Genomic DNA, 20,365 nt, shown 5'->3' on the forward strand with positions numbered 1-20,365 from the left:
ATAGCCGGCTTAGCGGTGCGAGGCCTTGACCAGGTCCGCAGCCTTTTCGCCGATCATGATGGCGGGGGCGTTGGTGTTGCCGCCGATCAGCGTCGGCATGATCGATGCGTCAGCGACGCGCAGGCCCTCCACGCCTTGCACGCGCAGTTCCGGGTCGACTACCGCCATGTTGTCGACGCCCATCTTGCAGGTGCCGACCGGGTGGTAGACCGTGTCCGCGTGCGTGCGCACGAAGTCGCGGATGGCGGCTTCATTGCTGCTGTCGGGGCCGAAAGCGTCGGTCAGGATTTCGCGCCCGCCGTACTGCGCCAGCGCAGGCTGCGCAAAGATGCGGCGGATTGCCCGCACGCCTGCGACCATGCCGGCCATGTCTTCCTCAGCCGACAGGAAGCGCGGATCGATCACCGGCGTCTCGCGCATGTCGGCGCTGCGCAGGCGCACATGGCCGCGGCTCTTCGGACGCAGCACGCAGGCGTGGCAGGAGTAGCCGTGGCCCAGTTTGCCCAGGTTGCGGTTGCCGAGCAGCGCCACGGCAAAGTGCAGCTGCACATCCGGGATGTCCAGCTCGGGGCGGCTGCGCAGGAACGCACCGGCCTCGGCGATATTGGACGACACCATGCCGGTGCGGTTGCGCCGGTAGCGCATCACCTCGCGCGCCAGCCGCAACATGCCGCGGCCGGTCTTGCCGAACAGCTCGGTCGTTTGCAGCTGCTTGTTGACGATGATGTCGAGGTGGTCCTGCAGGTTCTCGCCCACGCCCGGAAGGTCATGGACCACGTCGATGCCGAAGCTGCGCAAGTGCGCGGCCGGGCCGATGCCGGATGCCAGCAGCAACTGCGGCGAGTTGAAGGTGCCGCCGCTGACCACGATCTCGCGCCGTGCGCGCAGGGTCTGCACTGCCCCGCCGCGCACGACTTCCACGCCGACAGCGCGCCTGCCTTCGAACACGATGCGCAGCGCTTGCGTATCGGTCAGCACCGCCAGGCCGCGACGGCCGCCATTGAGCGCTGTGTCCGCGGCATTGCCGTTGTGCAGGTAGGCCCGCGCCGAGTTCCAGCGTTCGCCGTTGCGCTGCGTCACCTGGTACAGGCCGACGCCTTCCTGGCTGTGGCCATTGAAGTCGTCGTTGTGAGGCAGGCCGGCCTGGATCGCTGCCTGGACAAAGCGCTGTGCAAACGGATTGGGCGAGCGCAGGTCGCTCACGTGCAGCGGCCCGTCATTGCCGTGCAGCGGATGTTCCTGGCCGGCTAGGCTAGGATTGCGCTCGCTGCGGCGGAAGTAGGGCAGGACGTCGTCGAAGCCCCAGCCCCGGCAACCGAGCGCGGCCCAGTCGTCGTAGTCGCGCCGATGGCCGCGGATATAGACCATGCCGTTGATCGAGGAGCTGCCGCCCAGGCCACGCCCGCGCGGCTGGTAGGAGCGGCGGCCGTTCAGGCCCGGTTGCGGTACCGTGTAGTAGGCGTAGTTGCGCGGGCCGGCCTTGGGCACCACCGCGGCAATGCCCACCGGCGCCCAGATCGAGAAGTGATGATCATGCGGCCCGGCCTCGAGCAGCGCCACGGTCGCACTCGGATCTTCTGCCAGGCGCCCCGCCACGGCGCACCCCGCCGATCCCGCGCCGATCACGATGTAGTCGAACTCCGCCGCCGCGCTGGCGGTGTCTTGTGATGTCTTGGTATTCAATTTGCGTGTCTCCTGAGTTGCCAGCATGCGGTGATCTGCGGGGGCGCGCGCATATCTGGTGACGACGGATACTGCCATTACCTGTTATAACAGGTCAATAGGGTTACGCCGCAGGCTGTCATGATAGGTATAATCCCTTCCACCCAGTTCGGAGCCGCCGCCAAGGCGGAACATAAGTGGCGCTGCCCAGGTTCAAAGAGATCGAAAACGAGATTCGCCAGCGAATCGCCAGCAACACATGGGGGCCGGGCGCCAAGCTTCCGTCCGAGGCGGAGCTGGTGGCGGAATTCGCGGTTAGCCGGATCACCGTGCGCCAGGCCCTGTCCGGGCTGCACAACGCCGGCCTGATCGAGAAGGTCAACGGCAAGGGCAGTTTCGTGACTCGTCCCTCAGACACGCCCAGCCTTGGCGCGCTGACCGGTTTCTATGAAACCGCACGCGCCCGTGGCCAGCTCGCCTACGGCAAGCTGGCGTCGGTACGGCTGGTGCGCGCGCCGGCCCATGTGGCGGCGGCGCTGCGTCTGCAACCTGGCGAGAAAGTGCTGAGCGTGGCCACCGTGCGGTACTGGGATGACGCGGCCGTCGCGCATTTCACCCTGATGGGTCCTGAGCCGCTGATGCGCCGCCTGGTGCAGGAGGACCTGGAAACCAACGACGCCATGTCGCTGTTTGAAAGCCGGCTCGGGTACCGGTTCAAGGAAGTGGCGATGGAAGCTACCGCCGTTGCCGCGCCCGCGGACGTGGCGCGCCGGCTCGGTGTTGCCGCGGGCGAACCGCTGTTGCGCCTGCGCAGCACGCCGCATGACATCGAGGACACACCGTTGTTCTGCGGCGAACTGCTGTTCCGCCCGGACCGCTATGCCTACAAGTGGACACTGACGCGCTAGCACGGATGCCTGCCATCTTCAGTCGATACTGAACTGCGCCGGCGCGGTAACTTTTACCCGCGGCGCGCACTTCTTACTGTGGCCGGACCGCAGTCATGTCACTTTCCCGCATTGCCGGGCGCCGCGTTGCCAACCCGGCTCGCGCCGCTCGTCGTATGGCGCCGCTGGTACGTCAGTTGCGTCTTCCGCAGCAGAGCTGCGTTCCAGCGCGCTCACCGGCAGCCTGCGCCGTGTAGCAAGGCTTGCCGCCAACCATGCTAGATGGAGGACGACATGAAAACAACACTACGCATCGGCACAGCCCTGCTCGCAATTGGCTTCCTGGCGGGTTGCACCGCCACCGGCAGCACCACCGGCTCTGGCTCGCTGTCCGGCTCCGGTTCGGTCACCGAACAGAGCCGCAGCCGCAGCGCCACCCCTGGCTCAAGCACTTCTACGGGCACGTCCGGCGCTACCAGCACGACCAGCCCGAGCGGCACCTCCAGCGGCAGCAGCGGTGCAGCCAGCGGCTCGGGCACGGCCCGCTGACGCCGGCGCCGCCGCCGGTGGCCTGGCACCGGAGGCGGCGCGGCTTCACTATCGGTCCCGGCCGGTAACAACGCGCGCGTCGCGGCGTGCGGGAATGATGTCCTCGTCGGCCAGCCGTTGTTGCAGGTCGTTGTTGGGCACGTGGGTAAAGTCCTTGCCAATTTCCTTCGTGATGACGTCGGTGACGCCGGCGGGAAGGGCTTTGCGCAGCAGGCCCAGGAAACGCGGCGCCGCGATCAGCGCCAGTGAGTCAAAGCGCTGCTTGTTGCGCGCATCGGCAAGGTAGTCCGCCACGCGGCGGGCAAACAGCTGCGCTTCCTGGTGCAGTTCATCCTCGCCGGCCGACGATGTGACGGTGGACGGCCCGGCCTGGTGGGCACCGGGGTGCCCGGCGTCGCCCTGTACGGCGGCGTGGCCGCGCCGGCCGTAGGCGTCGCGACGCAGGTTGGCGCGGTCGCCATGTGCTGCCGCGTCAGTGATTTCCTCAACCAGAGCCATTGGCGCGGTTGAGGCGTGCGAGGCAAAAATGCGGGCGAGGGATTCGTCCGCCACAAGAATCCAGGTGTGTTTCATGATCGCTCCGGTTGCCGGTGCGAACACCGGTCCCCCATCCCTCGCTTCAAAGGATACGCCATCCGGGCAGGGGGACGTCACCGGACCGCAGATGACGCCGGGCGTAGTCACCACACGCCAAAGAACACGCCGGCCTGCTTGTACACATTGGTCTTGGCCGCTACCTCTTGGCTGGTTACCGTCACGCGCGGCTTGAGCGTGCAGAACCACTCCAGCAACCGCAACCGCATGGCGCTGCGCACGGCTTCGTGGCCGGGGTCGCTGCCCAGGTCGAAATACTCCTGCGGATCGTTCTGGAGGTCGAACAGCTGCGGCCGGAACCCTTGCCAGTGCACATATTTCCAGCGCGCGTCACGCACCATCCAGGCGCGGCACTCGCCGGGATGGCGGCCCAGCGCCACGCGAGCGCCGCGATAGGCATAGTCCAGCTCGGATACGACGAAATCGCGCCAGCTGCCGGCATAGGCTCGCTCGCCCGCGCGCGTCAGGCCCAGCAACGAGCGGCCCTCGACGCGGTGGTCGGCCGGCGGCAGGCCCAGTGCGTCCAGCACCGTCGGCACCACGTCGACCGCGCTGACCATGCTGGCCTGCGCGCTGCCGCGCGTGGCATCCGCTGCCGGCGAGGGGTCGTAGACGATCAGCGGGATGTTCTGCACAGTGTCGTAGAACTGCTCCTTCTCGCCCAGCCAGTGGTCGCCCAGGAAATCGCCGTGGTCGGCGGTGAAGACGATCAGAGTGTCCTGCCAGCGGCCCAGGCGTTCGAGCTGTTCCCAGAGCTGGCCGAGCCGGTCGTCGATCTGCTGGATCAGGCCCTGGTAGGCGGGGCGCACCGTGTCCGAGACTTCCTGGCGCATGAAGTTGGCGCATTCTTCCTGCGTGCGGTAGGCCGACAGCACCGGGTGCGGGTCTTCCAGCTCGGCGTCGTGGCGCTGCAGCGGCATGCAGTCATCGAGCGAATACGCGGCGTGGTAGGGCGCGGGCGCCAGGTAGGGCCAGTGCGGCTTGACCAGCGACAGGTGCAGCACCCACGGATCGTCGCCGCGCGTGGCGATGTACCGCATCGCCTGGTCCACCGTGTACGCGGTCTCGGAATGCGGCTCGGCCACGCGCGCGGGCAGGCCGGCGTTGCGCATGTGCCAGCCGGAGACGATCTCGCCGCGTTCGTTCTCGGCGCTGATCACGTAGTCGGTCCACGGATCCGCGCTGTCGTAGCCTTGCTGGCGCAGCCAGTCGGCGTAGGCGCTGTGCGGCTCGGCGTGGTGGCCGTCATGGCGGTCGACTTCGGTGAAGTGGCCGCTGCGCAGCAGCGTTTCCAGCTCAGTGCCGCCATCCAGGTGCAGCCGCTTCAGGTTGGCGTTGTCGGGCATCACATGGGTCTTGCCCGCCAGCGCCAGCGCGCGGCCGCTGTGCTTCAGGTATTCGCCCAGCGTGACTTCGCCGACCGACAGCGGCACGCGGTTCCAGGTGGCGCCGTGGCTGCTGACATGGCGGCCGGTATAGAAGCTCATGCGGCTGGGGCCGCAGACCCCGGAGGTGACGAAGGCGCGGTCGAAGCGCACGCCGCGCGCGGCCAGCGCATCGATATTGCGCGTGCGCAGCGCCGGATGCCCGTAGCAGCCCAGGTGGTCGCGCCGCAGCTGGTCGCACATGATGAAGAGGGTATTGCGGATCGTCATGGTCGGTTTGCCGGGTTTCAGTCGCCGGTATAGCCGGACGCCTTGACCACCGGTGCCCACTTGCCGGCGTCGGCCTTGAGCACGCCGGCAAAGGCGTCGGCCGGGCCGGTTGCGGGTTCCAGCCCCAGCTTGAGGAACTTGTCGCGCACGTCCGGCGACTGCACGGCCCTGACGATGGCGGCGTTGAGCTTGTCGAGCACCGGGCGCGGCGTGCCCGCGGGTGCCAGCAGGCCGTAGCGGCCTTCACCTTCGATGCCCTTGTAGCCAAGCTCGGTGAAGGTCGGCACATCGGGCAGCGCCACCGAGCGGTGGGTGCCGGAAGTCGCCAGCACGCGGATCTTGCCGGCGCGGTGCATTTCGGTCAGGTCGGCAAGGGTGTCGACCGAAGCCGGCACCTGCCCGCCGACCAGCGCGCTCATCAGCGGCGCAGAGCCGTTGAAGGGGACGTGCAGCATGTCGATGCCAACCTGCTTGCCGATCATCAGCCCGAAGAAATGCGGGATGCTGCCCAGCGCCGGCGAGGCGTAGGAGTTGTTCTGCGCACCGGCCTTGAGCCATGCCACATAGTCCTTCAGCGTGCGCGCCGGGCTGGCCGGCCCGGTAGCGAGCGCCAGCTGGAAGTTGGCGGCCTGCGCCACGGGCGTGAAATCGCGCTGGATATCGTAGTTGAGCTTGCGGTAGACCAGCGGCGCAATGGTCATGACCGCCGAGTTGGCCACCACCAGGGTATTTCCGTCGGCCGGCTGCGTGCGCGCGTAGTCCATCACCAGCCGCCCGCCGGCGCCGGGCTTGTTCTCGATGACCACGGTCTGGTTCAGGGTCTCGCGCAGCTTGTCGCCGACCAGGCGTGCGGCGAGGTCGGCGGTGCCGCCGGCCGGGTAGCCCACCAGGATGCGCAGCGGACGGTCCGACTGCGCGCTGGCGGGCGCGGACCATGCAGCGGCAACCGCCAGCAGGCACGCGGCGAAGCGGGGAAGGAAGGTGCGAGGGCTCACGATGTCTCCAGTTTGTTGTCCGCCGGCGAGCGGCGTCGATGCAAGCTAACACCCGTCGATATAATTGACAAAGTCAACTAATTGGCAGGTGTGGCATGGCACACGACAACAGCGGCAACCGCCTGCAGCGGCCGCAGCGGCTGGCGGATTTCATCAACTACCGGATCTACCACCTGAACCGCGTCGCGCTGGGCGCCGCGGCGCTGCACCTGCGCGCCAGGGCGGGCGTCACGCGGCGCGAATGGCGCATGATCTCCTTCCTTGGCGAGCAGCCAGGCACCCGGCTGACCGAACTGGCCGAAAGCGCCGGCCTGGACAAGGTGCTGGCCAGCCGCGCCGTCCACGCCCTGGTGGAACGCGGTCTGGTGCGCCGCGAAACGCGTACCCAGGACCGGCGCGCAGCAGCCTTCACGCTGACCGAGCAAGGCGAAGCCGTCTACCGTGCAGCGTTCGCACAGGCGCGGGACTTCAATACGCGGCTGGCTGCCTGCCTGACGGCGGAAGAGGCACGCGTGCTGTCGCGCTGCCTGGACAAGCTGCAGGCGCAGGCCGGCGCGATGCTGGTCGAGGCGCAAGCGTTGCCACAGCCGGAAGGGGAAGCGCCGGCGTGGGATCTGCTGCAGGTGTGGCGGGGAGGGAAGGGCTAGCGGCTGGGCGGTGCCGGTCACGCCTGCACCGCAGCGTCGCGCAGCCACAGCGCGAAGCGCCGGATCAGCGCCTGCTTGGGATTGTCCCCACGCCAGACGATGTAGCAGTTGTGGCTCGCGGGAAAGCTGGCGGCCAACGGCTGCACCAGCCTGCCCGCGGCGATAGCCTCCCGTGCCAGCAAGGCGCGCGTCAGCGCCAGCCCCAGGCCGCTGGCGGCGGCTTCGATCAGCAGTGCGCGGCAGTCGAAGACGATGCCGTCTTCCGGCTCGTCCAGCACCACCCCCGCCGCCGCGCCCCATTGCGCCCAGCGAAAGCGCGCGTGCCGCAGCCGCGGCAGGTGCGCGGCGTCTGCGGCCGTCATGCCCGCGTGCCGCTGCGCGAAGTCGGGGCTGCATACCGCGATGATGTCGTCGTCCAGCAGCTTCACGCACTGGTAGCCGGTGAAGGGCGCGGGACCGTAGCGCAGGCTGACGTCGAGGTCGGAGCGGGCGAAGTTCGGGTCGTCGGTGCTGGCTGCGATAGACAGGTCCAGGCCGGGCAGGGCTTCGCGCAACCGCGGCAGCTTGGGTACCAGCCAGGCGCCGGCCAGCTCGGGGCTGACATTGACGCTCAGCGACTGGCGTTCACGCGCGCGGCGCTCGGTGGCACCGGCCAGCGACAGTTCGACCGCGCGCAAGGCACTTTCCAGTTCATCGGCAAGCTCGCGCCCGGTGGCGGTCAGTTCCAGTTGCCGGCCGGCGCGCAGGAACAGGGTGCAGCCCAGCTGTGCCTCCAGCGCACGGATATGGCGGCTGATGGCGCCGTGCGTCACGCACAGCGCATCGGCGGCGCGCGTCATGTTGCCCGTGCGCGCGGTGGCGGCAAAGGCCTGGAGGACTTGCATCGAGGGGAGCCTGCGGATCATGGCTGTGATCTTGCCTCACAGGTCATGGCAAAACAAGTCGATTGTCCTGCCATGCCGCGCGGCCGATACTGGGCCGCACCGAACCGGCCACTGCGAAGCCGGTGCGCGACGAGGAGACCCCGATGAAATTGCAGCTGAAGATCAACGGCAAGCGCCATGCCGTCGATGCCGACCGCGACATGCCCCTGCTGTGGGTATTGCGCGACTACCTGGGCTATACCGGGACCAAGTTCGGCTGTGGTGCCGGCCTGTGCGGGGCCTGCACCGTGCATGTCGACGGCAAGGCCGTGCGCGCCTGCATCACGCCCGTGGGCAGCGTGGCACGTGCCGACATTACGACCATTGAGGGATTGTCGGCCGACAATTCGCATCCGGTGCAGCGTGCGTGGATTGTCGAGCAGGTGCCGCAGTGCGGCTACTGCCAGTCCGGCATGATCATGGCCGCCTGCGCCTTGCTGAAGGAGAACCCGGAGCCCGCGCCTGAAGACATTCGCGCCGGCATCACCAACCTGTGCCGCTGCGGCACCTACCCGCGCGTGGAGCGCGCCATCCTGCGCGCCGCCAGGGGACAGAGCATGGCCGATACCGACGGGAGGGCGCAATCGTGAGCGAATGCCACACCAGTCGCCGCCGCTTCCTGCAGGCTGCCAGCGCCGGGCCGGCAGCGTTCGTGCTGGGCTTCCACCTGCCGCTGGCAAAGGCCGCGGATGCGCCCGCGCGCGATCCCGACGATATCAACGCGTGGCTGCGCATCGATGCCGATGGCAGCGTGACCATCATGGTGCCTTCCGCCGAGCTGGGGCAGGGCGTGATGACATCGGCGCCGACGGCGTGGGGGAATCGGCGGTGCCGACGCTGGCGCCGGCGCTGGCCAATGCGCTGTTTGCTGCCACGGGCGAGCGCATCCGTTCACTGCCGCTGGCGCGGCATGGGTTCGAACTGGCGTAGCCGCGGCGACGGGCCCTCAGGACGCCATCGCCGCTGCCGTGGCGCCGAAGGTTGCGACGCAATTGCGCCCGGAGCGCTTGGCCAGGTAGAGCGCTTCGTCGCCGGCACGGAGAAAGGCGCGCAGCTCGGCGAAATCCTTTTCGTTGCCGGGGCCGTTGGCATCGGTCACCGCACCGATGCTGACCGTCAAGTGCCCGTCGGCACCGGCAGCATTCGGAATCTGCAAGGCCTGGACGGCAGCGCGGATGGCCTCCGCCATGGCGGCCGCGCCGGCAGCGTTGGTGTGCGGCAGCAGGATGGCAAACTCTTCGCCGCCATAGCGCCCCGCATAGTCGCCCGGCCGCCGCACCTGGCGCTGGATGCAGGCGCCCACCGCTGCCAGCGCATCGTCACCGGCCTGGTGGCCGTAGCGGTCATTGAATTCCTTGAAGTGGTCGACGTCCAGCATCAGCAGCGACAAAGGCTGGCTGTGGCGGCGCGCGCGCCGCCATTCCACGTCGGCGGCATCGTCCAGCGCACGGCGGCTGCCAAGGCCGGTCAGGCCATCGGTGTTGACCATCCAGCGCAGGTGCTCTTCCATCTCGGCACGGCGCCGCCATTGGCGCGACAGCAATACCGAGAGCGCGATGATGGCAGCGTCCAGCGCGATGATCATCGCCCCGAACACCCAGGCGCGCTTGTGCCAGGGTGCCAGCACGTCGTGGGTGGCGCGTCCCACCACGACCAGCAGCGGAAAGCCCGGAGTGCGCCTGAAGCTGTAGAGCCGCTGCACCCCGTCGACTGCCGCGACGCCGATAAACGTGCCTTGCGTGCCTTGCAGCAGCGGTGCAAATGACGGGCTGCCGGAGATGTCGCGCCCGATCGATTCGGCTTCATAGGGCCGCCGCATGATGATGGTGCCGTCCGTGCGCAGCAGCGTCAGGGTGCCGCCCGCGCCAAGGCTTACGCCATCGAACAGCTTGCGGAAGTAGTTCAGGCGCAAGGTGCCGACCACGGTGCCGGCAAAGCTGCCGTCCGGTGCGGAAAGCCGCCGGCTGATGCCGATGGACTTGTTCTCCGGCGCCAGGCGCGGCTGGAACGGCCGGCTCAGGAACAGGCCGCTGTGATCGCCGCTGCGGTGGACCTGGAAGTAGTCGCGGTCAGAAACGTTGACCGGGCGCGGCGGCCACTGGTGCGAGTCGAACACCATCGTGCCGTTGGCGTCGGTGACCAGCAGCGAGCCCATGTCTTCGGCGTTGATCAAGCGGTCGAACAGCAGCCGCTGGCGCAGCGCCGGCGGTTGCGCCAGCAGTGCGGGATCGTGCATGGCTTCCACTATGCCCCCGATTGCCAGCTCATGGATCTGCAGGTTGCGCGTGATGCTGCGTTCCAGCGTCAGCGCCAGGTTGGCCGAGGCCTCGCTGGCATTGTCCAGTGCATCCCTGCGCATCTGCACCAGGGCGAGGGCACCAAGGGCCGCGATCATGCAGACCAGGACAAGGCTGGCGGCAACGATCAGGGAGGCCGGGCGGGAAATGGCTTTGCGGGCCGGAAAGTGAGGTATTTGACGCACGAAGGAAAGCTGTTCTGCTTTTATGCGGCCATTGTAGTACCTGGCCGCAGCCTGGCTCAGTTGCGTTATGCGCCAGCGCATCGTCCCGGAGCTTGCGGCCCTGGTCCTGCCTGGCCAGGGCACACGTGCTGTGTGCCACTGCGCGCGTCCGGCACTACGCTGCACGCACAGTTCTTCCCTACACTTGAGCATGGCGGGTTGCCGCCGCTGAAGGGAAGACCGCATGCAGCCAGAGCCTGCACAACCCAAGCCTGTGGCGCTCGCCCTGCAGGGCGGCGGCATGCATGGCGCCTTTACCTGGGGCGTGCTCGACCGGCTGCTGGAGGACGGCAGGCTGGCGATCGAAGGCGTCAGCGCCACCAGCGCCGGGGCCATGAACGCCACCGTGCTGGCCTACGGGCTGCTGCAGGGCGGCAGTGACGGTGCGCGCCTGGCCTTGCATGATTTCTGGGAGGCGATCGCGCACTCGGCGCAGCGCTACAACCCGTTCCGGTGGCTGCCTTGGTTCAAGAGCAGCCATACGCTGGGCCTGAACCATTCGCCGATGTATGCGATGGCCGACATCGCGCTGCGCCTGCTGTCGCCGTACCAGTTCAATCCCAACAACCTCAATCCGCTGCGCGACGTGCTCGGCAGCCAGGTCGACTTTGCGGCACTGCGCGAGCATTGCCCGATCCGGCTCTACCTGTGTGCGACCAATATCGAGACCAGCCGGATACGCATCTTCCCGCCCGAGGAACTCAGCATCGACGCCGTGCTGGCCTCGGCCTGCGTGCCCACGCTGTTCCAGGCGGTCAGCATCGACGGCCAGCACTACTGGGATGGCGGCTATGTCGGCAACCCGGCGATTTTCCCGCTGATCTATCACTGCCAGACCCACGATGTGGTGATCGTCCATATCAACCCGATCGTGCGCCACGGCGTGCCGACCACGGCCGCGGATATTCTGAATCGCGTCAATGAGGTCAGCTTCAACTCGTCGCTGATGCGCGAGATGCGCGCCATTGCCTTCGTCACGTCGCTGATCCAGCAGGGCAAGCTCGACGGCACGGAGATGAAGGAGGTGTGGATCCATTCGATCCGCTCGGACCAGACCATGGCCGCGCTGGGGGTTTCCACCAAGTACAACGCCGATTGGAATTTCCTGTGCTCGCTGCGCGACAAGGGCCGCGCAGAAGCGAGCCGGTGGCTGGAGCAGCACTACGACAGCGTGGGCCGGCGCTCCAGCATCGATATCAGCGGGGAGTTCCTGTAGGCCAGGCCGGCTGCGCCAGCCGCCACGTCAGGTTGGCGCGTGCCTGCGCCTCGTAGCGCGCCTGGAACAGGTCGGTGGTGTAGATGCGCGGGCTGGCCAGCAGCGCACTCAGGAAGGCGCGCTCGGCGGCGTCATAGGCGGCGTCGTCCAGGTCGGTGCGTTCGGCCCGCAGGTTGGCGCCATTTTCCTGGAAGCGCGCGCGGCTGCAGCCCAGCGCCGCCAGGTCGATGTCGGCGGTGAAGCGGCCGGCCAGGCTTGCCGGCACTTCGGCGTGGGTGGTTTCCAGGATAAGGGCGGCCACGCGCGCGGCGGCGGCGATGCTGCCGCCCGACCAATGGCGCAACCATGCGGCGCTGCGTTGCTCGTTGTCCGTGGCGCCGGGCACGTAGATGACGTCGTGGCACCAGAGCGCCAGTTCCACCTCGTCGGTATCCGGTATCGCGCTGCGCGCCCAGTCCAGGTCTTGCAGGCAGCGACGGACATGGTCGAGGGTGTGGTAGTGCCGCGTCGGCTCACCGTAGCAACGAGCGAGATCGGCATAGGCGTCGGCCGCGTGCGTGCCGCCCGCACGTGTCCACAGCGCGACGAAGCGGTCTTGCAGGGGGAGGCCTGGCGTCGAGGTCATGCGTGGGGGCGCTCCGGGGTATTGGCCTGGTCGGCCGCCAGCGCTGCAAGCAGCGCCTGGGCCTCCTGCCAGTCCGCGGTGTCGGTGCCCTCGCTGAAGCTGCCGTGGACCCGCGCCAGCACTTGACGCGCCGCGTCGACCTTGCCTTGTTGCCGCCACAGCCGGGCCAGGCTCAGGGTGGCCTGCAGCTCCAGCGGCTTTGCACCTTGTTCGTGGGCGACCGTGATGGCCCGGTGCAAGCAGGCTTCGGCTTCCTCCTGCGCGGCCGGCGGCGCAGGGCGCTCTGCCGACAGCTGCAGCAGCATCTCGGCGCGCAGCCGGTACACGGTTGCCTCATCCAGCCGTTCTCCGGTCTCTTCCACCAGCGCTTGTGCCTGCGTGAGCACGTCCAGCGCGGCGGTGGTCTGGCCTGCCTTGCCGCAGGCCTCGGCAACCAGGGCCAGCAGGTTCGGCATGCCCAGTCTGCCGCCGGTGGCCTCATAAGCGGCCACGCCCTGGCGCATCAGCGCAACGCCTTCCTGGTGACTGCCCAGCGCCGCCATCGCCCAGCCCTGCAGGACGGTGCCCCACGCCAGGTAGATCGGAAAACCCTGTTCGCCCGAGATGGCGATGGCGGCTTCGGCGTACTCCTGTGTCAGCCGGACTTCGTGCCGGCATTGATGCTGTTCCGCGGCAAAGACCAGGCACAGGGCAAGGTTGTACGCATCCGGGCGGGCACGGGCCATGGCCAGCGCCTCCTGGCAGCGCGCCAGTGCCTGGTCCGCCAAGCCCTGGTACCACAGGATCCAGCCCAGCGTGCTGGTGGCGTGGACGGCCGGGTCGCGCCCGTAGCCCGTGAGGAAGTCGTACGCCGGTTGCTCAGGATGCGGCACCGCGAGCACCGCCTCAACATGCTTGCGCGCGGCGTCCAGCATGCCAAGGCGGAACAGCGTGGCGCCGATCGCGCGATGGCCCTCCGCCAGCTGCTTGGGCTTCTGCGACTTCATGGCCAGCGCAAGCAGCCGCTTGCCCAAAGGCAGCGAGACCTCGTATTGCGCACGAAGCTGATAGAACGCCCACAACCCCAGCTGTGCCGAGAACAGGTAGGGCGTCTGCTGGCCTTGCTCGCACAAGGCGAGCGCACGCCGGTAATTGCCCTCGACTTCGGGCGATGCCTGGCCCCGGGCCGCAATCAGGGCCGGCCCGAGCGCAAGCAGCAGCGTCAGTTCCTGGCGCGCGCGTTCGGCACTGTCGGGTTGCCGCTTGAGCAGGTCGATGGCCATGCTCAGGTGCCGGATCGCTTCGGCCTGCGCCGAGCGCAGCAGGGCTTGCTGGCCGGCGCAGTGCAGGTACTCGACCGCCTTCGGGATGTTGCCGCTGTTGCTGTAGTGGTGCGCCAGTTCGCTGCAGTAGTCCTTGAGCCGGCCATGGAAGAGCGCCTCGATGGCCTGGGCGGAGCTTTCATGCAAGGCGCTGCGCCGCTCGGTGAGCAGCGAGCTGCCGGCCACCTCCTGGGTCAGCGCGTGCTTGAAGGCGTACTCGACCTCAGGGAATGCCGGCCGTTCGTAGATGAAATCCGCAGCCTGCAGGTCGGACAGCAGCGGATGCAGGTGGTCTTCCGGCAAGCCGGTCACGCGCAGGACCAGGCTCAGCGGGAACTCCTTGCCAATCACGGCCAGGGTCTGCAACAGCTCCTTCTGGGCCAGCGGCAGCCGGTCGATACGGGCGGCCAGCACGCCTTGCACGGTGGTGGGGATATGGAGCAGGGCCGGCGCGGTCTCGATGCGGTAGCAGCCGGGCTGGCCGAGCAGCGCGCCTTCCTCGGCCAGGGTCTGGACCACTTCCTCCATGAAGAAGGGGTTGCCTTCGGTCTTGTCGAGGATCAGCCGCTTCAGCGGCACCAGGCTGCGGTCGTCCCCGAGCAGCGCGGTCAGCAGTTCCTGCGCCTCCGCCTGCCCCAGCGGCTGCAGCTGCAGCTGCGAATAATGCCCGTCCGCATTCCAGCGATGGCTGTACTCCGGCCGGTAGTTCACCAGCAGCAGGATGCGCGCGCCGGGCACATGGTCGATCAGCATATTGAGGAAGGCCTCGGTCTCGCCGTCCAGCCATTGCAGGTCTTCGAAAATGACTTCCAGCGGCTGGTTGAGGCTTTCCCGGACCAGCAGCCGCGCAATCGCCTCGAAGGTGCGCTGGCGCCGGATGGTCGGGTCCATGGTCGGCAACGGCGAGTCGGGCTCGATGGTGCCGAGCAGGTAGAGCAGGTAGGGCAGGTGTTCTTCCAGCGAACGGTCCAGGGTCAGCAGCCTGCCGGTCACCTTTTCGCGGCAGCTGCGGTCGCCGTCCTGCGCCGTGATCTGGAAATAGCTCTTCAGCATCTCGATCAGCGGCAGGTAGGCAAACGCCTTGCCGTGCGAGACCGAGAAGGTCTCCAGCGCCAGGCAGCCCTGCTGCGATCTGACCTTGAACTCATGGAACAGCCGGGACTTGCCGACCCCCGCTTCGCCGACCACCGCAACAATGCGCCCGTGTCCAGCCTTGGCCTGCCCCAGCGCCGCGTGCAAGTGCGCCAGCTCATCCTGGCGCCCGACAAACCTGGCGAGGCCGCGGTGCGCGGCCACCTGCAGGCGCGTGCGCAAGGCTCCCAGGCCGACGACTTCATATACCGCGAGCGGATCCCGCACGCCCTTGACATGGGTGGTCCCCAGCGCCGTGAACTCGAAATAGCCTTCGGTGAGCTTGTGGGTCGATTCGCTGACAAGGATCGACGCCGGCGTGGCAATCCCCTCCATGCGCGAAGCGATATGGATGGTGTGCCCGACCGGATCGTAGTCGGTGTGCAGGTCATCCTTGCGGATCGAGCGCACCACGACTTCGCCGGTATGGACGCCGATCCGGATCTGCAGCGGGATGCCTTGCTCCAGCCGCACCCGGTCGCTGTGGCGATGCATCGCGTCCTGCATGCGCAGCGCCGCGTAGAGCGCGCGCAAGGCATGGTCCTCGTGGGCAATCGGCGCGCCGAACAGCGCCAGGATGCCGTCGCCGAGGAACTTGGCCACATAGCCCTCATAGTGGTGGACGGCTTCCATCATCAGCGTCACCACGGGGTCGATCAGCCGGCGCGCGTCTTCGGGGTCGAGGTCCTGCGTCAGCGCGGTCGAGCCGGCCATGTCGGCAAACAGCGCGGTGATGGTCTTGCGCTCGCCGGCGGTCTCGCCCCTGGCCTCCATTGCCGCCTGTTCGGCCAGGATGCGCCCGGCAAGGTGGGGCGGGGTGTAGAGGACCGGGGCCGTGGCCGCGGGCGGCGCTGGCGTGGCAGCGGTGCCGACCGGGGCGTCGGTCAGCGCAAAGCCGCAAGCGCGGCAGAACTTCGCGGCTGCAGTGGCTTCCTCACCACACTGAGGGCAGGCTCGGCCAAGCTTTGCTCCGCACGCCTCACAGAAGTTGGCTCCCGCGAGGTTCGCGAAACCGCAACTGGTGCAGCGCATTTCGCCTCCTGGCCGTCGTTGGTTGCCTGGACGGTACTCAAGACTATTAGAGATGGGATCGGCGGGGATGGCAAGGCGGCGCAGCCTGGCGACAGTGCGTCCAGACCCGCCCCCGGCCAAGTGACTGATCGGGGTTGTACGCTTATTCCCCGCGCTCGTCCCTGACCTGCACCTTGCCGTCCGCCACCCGGACCGGGAACGTCGCCACCGGCTCGTAGGCGGGCGGGGACAGCGCCTCGCCCGTCAGCAGGGAAAAGTGCGAGCCGTGGCGCGGGCAGACGACTTCCTGGCCTTCCACGTCGCCGCCGCAGAGCGGCTCGGCCTCATGCGAGCAGAGGTCCTCGATGGCGTAGTAATTGCCATCCACATTGAATACCGCGACCTGGACGCCATCGATATCGACGCTGCGGCAAGTGCCGGGCGCGAAGTCCTCGGCTCGGGCGACATCGATCCACTCGCTCATCTCAGAGCAGCCCCAGTTCCAGGCGTGCCGCCTCGCTCATCCGTTCTCTCGACCAGGGCGGGTCCCACACCAGTTCTACCTCGACCGCGTCCACCCCGCTGGCTTCCATCACCGCGCTCTCCACCACGCCGGGGAAGGTCTGCGCCACCGGGCAGCCCGGCGCGGTCAGCGTCATGCGGATCCCGACCTTGCCGCTGGCTTCGTCCACCGATAGCTGGTAGATCAGGCCAAGGTCGTAGATATTGACCGGGATCTCGGGGTCGTACACCGTGCGCAAGGCCGCTATCACCCGCCCCTCGAGGCTGTCCGGCTCAGCCTCGAACCTGTCTTCGTGTTCCCTGGCCTTGTGCAGCCAATCGATCATGCTCATGGGGTTCTACTCCGTTGAGACCGGCCTGGCGCTGTTCTCCAAAGCGGCTTGCATGGTATGCCAGGCCAGGGTGGCGCACTTCACGCGCGCCGGGAACTCGCGCACGCCGGCCAGGACTTCCAGCTTTCCCATCGGCACTTCGGACTGCCCCGGCTTTCCGGTGACCAGCGTGTGGAAGCCGCAGAACAAGGCCCGCGCCTGCGCCTCGGTCTTGCCTTTGAGCGCTTCCGTCATCAGCGACGCAGAGGCAGTGGAGATGGCGCAGCCCGAGCCCTCGAAGCTGGCGTCTTCGATCACCGCGTCGCGGATTCTCAGGTACAGCGTCAGCCGGTCGCCGCACAGCGGGTTGAAGCCCTCGGCGCTGCGGTTCGCTGCCGCCAGCCGCCCGAAATTGCGCGGCGAGCGGCTGTGGTCGACAACCACTTCCTGGTAGAGGTTGCGCAGGTCAGACATCAGGCGAATACCTCCTGTGCCGCGCGCACGGCAGCAAACAGTGCATCCACCTCTTCACGCGTGTTGTACAGCGCGAAGGAAGCGCGCACCGTGGCGGGCACGCCGAAGCGCTCCATCACCGGCATGGCGCAATGGTGGCCGGCACGGACCGCCACGCCGTGCTGATCGAGGATGGTGCCGACATCGTGGGGATGGATGCCGTCCAGCGTGAACGAGAGGATGCTCGCCCTGTCGGCAGCCGTGCCGATCATGCGCAGGCCGGCGATCCTCGCTGCCTGCGCGCTGGCGTAAGCGAGCAGCGCGTGCTCGTGGGCGGCGATGGCTTCCAGGCCGAGCGCGCGCACGTACCCGATGGCGGCGCCAAGGGCGATGACGCCGGCGATATTGGGGGTGCCCGCCTCGAACTTGTAGGGAAGCTCGTTGTAGGTGGTCTTGCGGAACGTGACCTCGCGAATCATGTCCCCGCCGCCCTGGTAAGGCGGCATGGCATCGAGCAGCGCGGCCTTGCCGTAGAGCACGCCGACGCCGGTGGGCCCGTAAAGCTTGTGCCCGGAGAACGCGTAGAAATCGCAATCGAGGGCCTGCACGTCGACCTTTAGGTGCGGCACGGCCTGGGCGCCATCGATCAGCACCGGGATGCCATGGTCATGCGCCAGCTCGATGATGTGCCGCACCGGGTTGACGGTGCCAAGCGCGTTGGAGAGGTGCGTCAGCGCGACCAGTCTGGTGCGCGGGCCGAGCAATCGCGCGAACTGCTCCAGCATCAGCTCGCCGGCATCGTTGATCGGCGCCACCTGCAGCAAGGCGCCGGTGCGCTGGCACGCCAGTTGCCACGGCACGATATTGGAGTGGTGCTCCATCGCGCTGATCAGGACCTCGTCGCCCGGGCGCAGGCGCTGGCCGAAGCTTGCCGCCACCAGGTTGATGGCCTCGGTGGTGCCGCGCACGAACACGATTTCCTCGCGCCCGGCGGCGTTGATCAGGTCTCGCACTGCGTCGCGCGCGGCCTCGTAGGCATCGGTGGCGCGCTGGCTCAGGGTATGCACGCCGCGGTGGATATTGGCGTTGAGCGCGGCGTAGTAATGCGCTTCGCAATCGATCACGCTTTGCGGCTTCTGGGTGGTGGCGGCGTTGTCCAGATAGACCAGCGGCCTGCCGTTGATGGTCTGGCGCAGGATCGGGAAATCCTTCCGCAGCCGCTCCACCTCCAGGCTGGCGGCCGGCACCGCGTGCTCCACGGCCATCCGTTCATGCGCAGCCGTGTTCATGGCAGCTCCTTCACAGGCTCCGGCAGCTTGCCGCGCAAGAGCGTTTCCAGCCGCGTGCGCAATGGGGCAGGGCCGAGCCGCCTGACGACCTCTTCGGCGAAGGCAAAGGTCAGCAGCGCACGCGCCGCGGCATCGTCCATCCCGCGCGAGCGCAGGTAGTAGATCTGCTCGGCGTCGAGCTGGCCGACGGTGGCGCCGTGGCCGCATTTGACGTCGTCGGCATAGATCTCCAGTTGCGGCTTGGTGTCGACCTCGGCCTGGTCGGACAGCAGCAGATTGCGGTTGGACTGGTGCGCATCGCTGTGCTGGGCATCGGCATGCACTACCACCTTGCCGTTGAAGACGGCGCGCGAGGCGCCCGCCAGTACGCCCTTGTACAACTCGCGGCTCTTGCTGTGCGGGCTGGCGTGGTCGACGCGGGTGTGGTGGTCGACATGCTGCCGCCCGGCGGTCATATACAGCCCGTCCAGCGAACACTCGGTATGCTCGGCATTCAGCCCGACATTGATGTCGACCCGCGCCAGGGCGCCGCCCAGGGCAAAGGAACTGGAGGCGCAGCGGCTACCCTGCCGCTGGTCCAGGTTCACGCCGGCGATATGGAAGGCCTTGAGGCTCTCCTGCTGCAGCTTGTGATGTTCGACCTGCGCATCACGCTCGGCAACGATGTCAGTGATGGTATTGGTGCAATAGGCCAGGCCATCCAGGCCGGCGTGGTGCTCCACGATGCAGACCTGGCTGCCGGCTTGCGCCACCACGAGGTTGCGCGCATGGATTGCCACCTCGCCAGCCGTGGCGAGGAACAGCAGGTGGATCGGCTGTTCCGGGACGGTGCCGGCCGCCACGCGGATATAGGCACCGTCGGTCATGAACGCCATGTTCAAGGCGGCGAAGCCGGACGGGTAGTCGCTTGTGCGACACAACAGCAGCGCTTCCAGGCAGTCCGGCGCGCGCTCCAGCGTCGCGGCGAGGCTGGCCAGCTCGATGCCCGCAGGCAGGGTGCCGATGCGCGACCATTGCGGCTGGTGCGTGCCATTGACGAACACCATCAGCTGCGCGCCGGCCAGGGCAAGCGCCTCGATCTGGGCTGCCACCGCGGGGTCCGGGCTGTCGCCGGCCTGCGGCAGTGCCACGGCAAAGCGGCTTCGCTCGAGTGCGGCCACGCTGGTGTATTTCCAGTCCTCGTGGCGCAGCGTGGGGAACCCGGCCTGGGCGAAATGATCCAGCGCCTGCCGCCGCGCGTGCGCAAGCCAGCCCAGACGGCGGCCGGGCAGTGCGGCCTCGACGCGGGCGAACTCGGCGAGATAGTGCTCCAGTCCGCTTGCGCTCATGTCGAAGACTCCATCGCGGCATAGCCGTGCCGCTCCAGTTCGCGCGCCAGCTCCGGCCCGCCGGACCTGGCGATGCGGCCTTGCGCAAGCACGTGGACCTGGTCCGGCACGATGTAGTCGAGCAGGCGCTGGTAGTGCGTGACCAGCACAATCGCACGTTGCGGGCTGCGCATGGCCTCGATGCCTCTGGCGACGATCTTGAGTGCATCGATGTCGAGGCCGGAGTCGGTCTCGTCGAGAATGGCGAGCCGCGGCTCCAGCACTGCCATCTGCAGGATCTCGTTGCGCTTCTTCTCCCCGCCGGAGAAGCCCTCGTTCACCGATCGGTAAAGCAGGTCCTGGTCCATCTCCATGAGCTGGAGTTTGTCCTTGACCAGGGCGAGGAAATCCATGGCGTCCAGCTCCGGCTCGCCGCGGTGCTTGCGGATCGCGTTGAGCCCCGCCTTGAGCAGGTAGATATTGGAGACGCCGGGGATTTCCACCGGATACTGGAAGGCGAGGAAGATGCCCGCGCGGGCGCGCTCTTCCGGCGGCATGCCAAGCAGGCTGGTGCCGTCATAGAGGACTTCGCCCTCTGTCACGGTAAAGCGGTCGCGCCCGGCCAGTACGTGGGCCAGGGTGCTCTTGCCCGAACCGTTCGGGCCCATGATGGCGTGCACCTCGCCGGCCTTCACGCTGAGGTCGATGCCGTGCAGGATGGGCTTGTCGTCTACGCTGACGTGCAGCTTGCGAATCTCAAGCATGG

At 67.7% G+C, this 20,365-nt stretch carries 19 protein-coding genes and 1 pseudogene; 6 read left to right on the top strand and 14 right to left on the bottom strand.

Translation table 11 applies throughout. The features are described 5' to 3' along the window. Positions 1 to 9 precede the first annotated feature (9 nt). Complete coding sequence (locus AC3WRI_RS01505) at positions 10 to 1,683, bottom strand: GMC family oxidoreductase (protein ID WP_492292408.1); 1,674 nt, start codon at positions 1,681 to 1,683, stop codon at positions 10 to 12. Positions 1,684 to 1,859: 176 nt separating this feature from the next. Between AC3WRI_RS01505 and AC3WRI_RS01510 the strand changes: the two genes are divergently transcribed. Continuing rightward, the gene (locus tag AC3WRI_RS01510; RefSeq protein WP_492292410.1) at positions 1,860 to 2,570 is read left to right on the top strand and encodes a GntR family transcriptional regulator; all 711 of its coding nucleotides are present in this window, start codon (positions 1,860 to 1,862) and stop codon (positions 2,568 to 2,570) included. Between the two features lie 273 nt (positions 2,571 to 2,843). Continuing rightward, complete coding sequence (locus AC3WRI_RS01515) at positions 2,844 to 3,098, top strand: hypothetical protein (RefSeq protein ID WP_492292411.1); 255 nt, start codon at positions 2,844 to 2,846, stop codon at positions 3,096 to 3,098. A gap of 48 nt (positions 3,099 to 3,146) precedes the next feature. On the opposite strand, the gene AC3WRI_RS01520 is transcribed toward AC3WRI_RS01515, so the two are convergent. From AC3WRI_RS01520 to AC3WRI_RS01530, 3 genes are all read right to left on the bottom strand, one after another. After that, positions 3,147 to 3,698, bottom strand: coding sequence for a host attachment protein (locus AC3WRI_RS01520; RefSeq protein ID WP_234788113.1), 552 nt, complete (start codon positions 3,696 to 3,698; stop codon positions 3,147 to 3,149). Positions 3,699 to 3,778: 80 nt separating this feature from the next. Further along, complete coding sequence (locus AC3WRI_RS01525; protein ID WP_492292412.1) at positions 3,779 to 5,347, bottom strand: sulfatase-like hydrolase/transferase; 1,569 nt, start codon at positions 5,345 to 5,347, stop codon at positions 3,779 to 3,781. Between the two features lie 17 nt (positions 5,348 to 5,364). Beyond that, the gene (locus tag AC3WRI_RS01530; RefSeq protein WP_010814512.1) at positions 5,365 to 6,342 is read right to left on the bottom strand and encodes a Bug family tripartite tricarboxylate transporter substrate binding protein; all 978 of its coding nucleotides are present in this window, start codon (positions 6,340 to 6,342) and stop codon (positions 5,365 to 5,367) included. Between the two features lie 95 nt (positions 6,343 to 6,437). On the opposite strand from AC3WRI_RS01530, the gene AC3WRI_RS01535 reads away from it, so the two are divergent. Then, positions 6,438 to 6,989: a MarR family winged helix-turn-helix transcriptional regulator gene (locus AC3WRI_RS01535; protein WP_492292414.1), complete on the top strand. Its 552-nt coding sequence runs from the start codon at positions 6,438 to 6,440 to the stop codon at positions 6,987 to 6,989. A 17-nt stretch (positions 6,990 to 7,006) separates the two neighbouring features. Here the strand turns inward: AC3WRI_RS01535 and AC3WRI_RS01540 are convergent, their stop codons facing one another. Next, positions 7,007 to 7,873, bottom strand: a complete 867-nt coding sequence (locus AC3WRI_RS01540) for a LysR substrate-binding domain-containing protein (RefSeq protein WP_439669122.1) — start codon at positions 7,871 to 7,873, stop codon at positions 7,007 to 7,009. Between the two features lie 143 nt (positions 7,874 to 8,016). On the opposite strand from AC3WRI_RS01540, the gene AC3WRI_RS01545 reads away from it, so the two are divergent. Continuing rightward, entirely contained in the window at positions 8,017 to 8,502 is a 486-nt protein-coding gene (locus AC3WRI_RS01545; protein WP_011617287.1) for a (2Fe-2S)-binding protein, read from the top strand. Beyond that, positions 8,499 to 8,585, top strand: a pseudogene (locus AC3WRI_RS01550) (twin-arginine translocation signal domain-containing protein); the annotation flags it as partial. The gene AC3WRI_RS01545 and the pseudogene AC3WRI_RS01550, both read left to right, overlap by 4 nt. A gap of 273 nt (positions 8,586 to 8,858) precedes the next feature. On the opposite strand, the gene AC3WRI_RS01555 reads toward AC3WRI_RS01550, so the two are convergent. Next, a complete protein-coding gene (locus AC3WRI_RS01555; protein WP_492292416.1) occupies positions 8,859 to 10,475 on the bottom strand; it encodes a sensor domain-containing diguanylate cyclase in 1,617 nt (538 codons plus the stop codon). Positions 10,476 to 10,617: 142 nt separating this feature from the next. On the opposite strand from AC3WRI_RS01555, the gene AC3WRI_RS01560 reads away from it, so the two are divergent. Then, complete coding sequence (locus AC3WRI_RS01560) at positions 10,618 to 11,649, top strand: patatin-like phospholipase family protein (RefSeq protein WP_010814506.1); 1,032 nt, start codon at positions 10,618 to 10,620, stop codon at positions 11,647 to 11,649. Here the strand turns inward: AC3WRI_RS01560 and AC3WRI_RS01565 are convergent. The 8 genes from AC3WRI_RS01565 to sufC form a co-directional block, all read right to left on the bottom strand. After that, positions 11,630 to 12,274, bottom strand: coding sequence for an HD domain-containing protein (locus AC3WRI_RS01565; protein ID WP_010814505.1), 645 nt, complete (start codon positions 12,272 to 12,274; stop codon positions 11,630 to 11,632). The two genes, AC3WRI_RS01560 and AC3WRI_RS01565, sit on opposite strands and share 20 nt — an antisense overlap. Continuing rightward, entirely contained in the window at positions 12,271 to 15,738 is a 3,468-nt protein-coding gene (locus AC3WRI_RS01570) for an adenylate/guanylate cyclase domain-containing protein (RefSeq protein WP_011617284.1), read from the bottom strand. Before AC3WRI_RS01570 ends, AC3WRI_RS01565 begins: the two co-directional genes overlap by 4 nt. A 142-nt stretch (positions 15,739 to 15,880) precedes the next feature. Then, positions 15,881 to 16,201 (bottom strand): Rieske (2Fe-2S) protein, encoded by a 321-nt coding sequence (locus AC3WRI_RS01575; RefSeq protein ID WP_010814503.1) that lies wholly within the window; start codon positions 16,199 to 16,201, stop codon positions 15,881 to 15,883. Position 16,202: 1 nt separating this feature from the next. Further along, the gene (locus AC3WRI_RS01580) at positions 16,203 to 16,571 is read right to left on the bottom strand and encodes an SUF system Fe-S cluster assembly protein (protein ID WP_010814502.1); all 369 of its coding nucleotides are present in this window, start codon (positions 16,569 to 16,571) and stop codon (positions 16,203 to 16,205) included. A 6-nt stretch (positions 16,572 to 16,577) separates the two neighbouring features. After that, positions 16,578 to 17,024, bottom strand: coding sequence for a Fe-S cluster assembly sulfur transfer protein SufU (gene sufU / locus AC3WRI_RS01585; protein WP_439669118.1), 447 nt, complete (start codon positions 17,022 to 17,024; stop codon positions 16,578 to 16,580). Further along, positions 17,024 to 18,292: a cysteine desulfurase gene (locus tag AC3WRI_RS01590; protein WP_010814500.1), complete on the bottom strand. Its 1,269-nt coding sequence runs from the start codon at positions 18,290 to 18,292 to the stop codon at positions 17,024 to 17,026. The genes sufU and AC3WRI_RS01590 overlap by 1 nt, the downstream gene beginning before the upstream one ends. Continuing rightward, entirely contained in the window at positions 18,289 to 19,620 is a 1,332-nt protein-coding gene (gene sufD / locus AC3WRI_RS01595; protein ID WP_492292417.1) for a Fe-S cluster assembly protein SufD, read from the bottom strand. The genes AC3WRI_RS01590 and sufD overlap by 4 nt, the downstream gene beginning before the upstream one ends. After that, the gene (gene sufC, locus AC3WRI_RS01600; protein WP_010814498.1) at positions 19,617 to 20,363 is read right to left on the bottom strand and encodes a Fe-S cluster assembly ATPase SufC; all 747 of its coding nucleotides are present in this window, start codon (positions 20,361 to 20,363) and stop codon (positions 19,617 to 19,619) included. Before sufC ends, sufD begins: the two co-directional genes overlap by 4 nt. Positions 20,364 to 20,365: the final 2 nt, after the last annotated feature.

Source organism: Cupriavidus sp. FW305-27 (genome assembly GCF_058787995.1).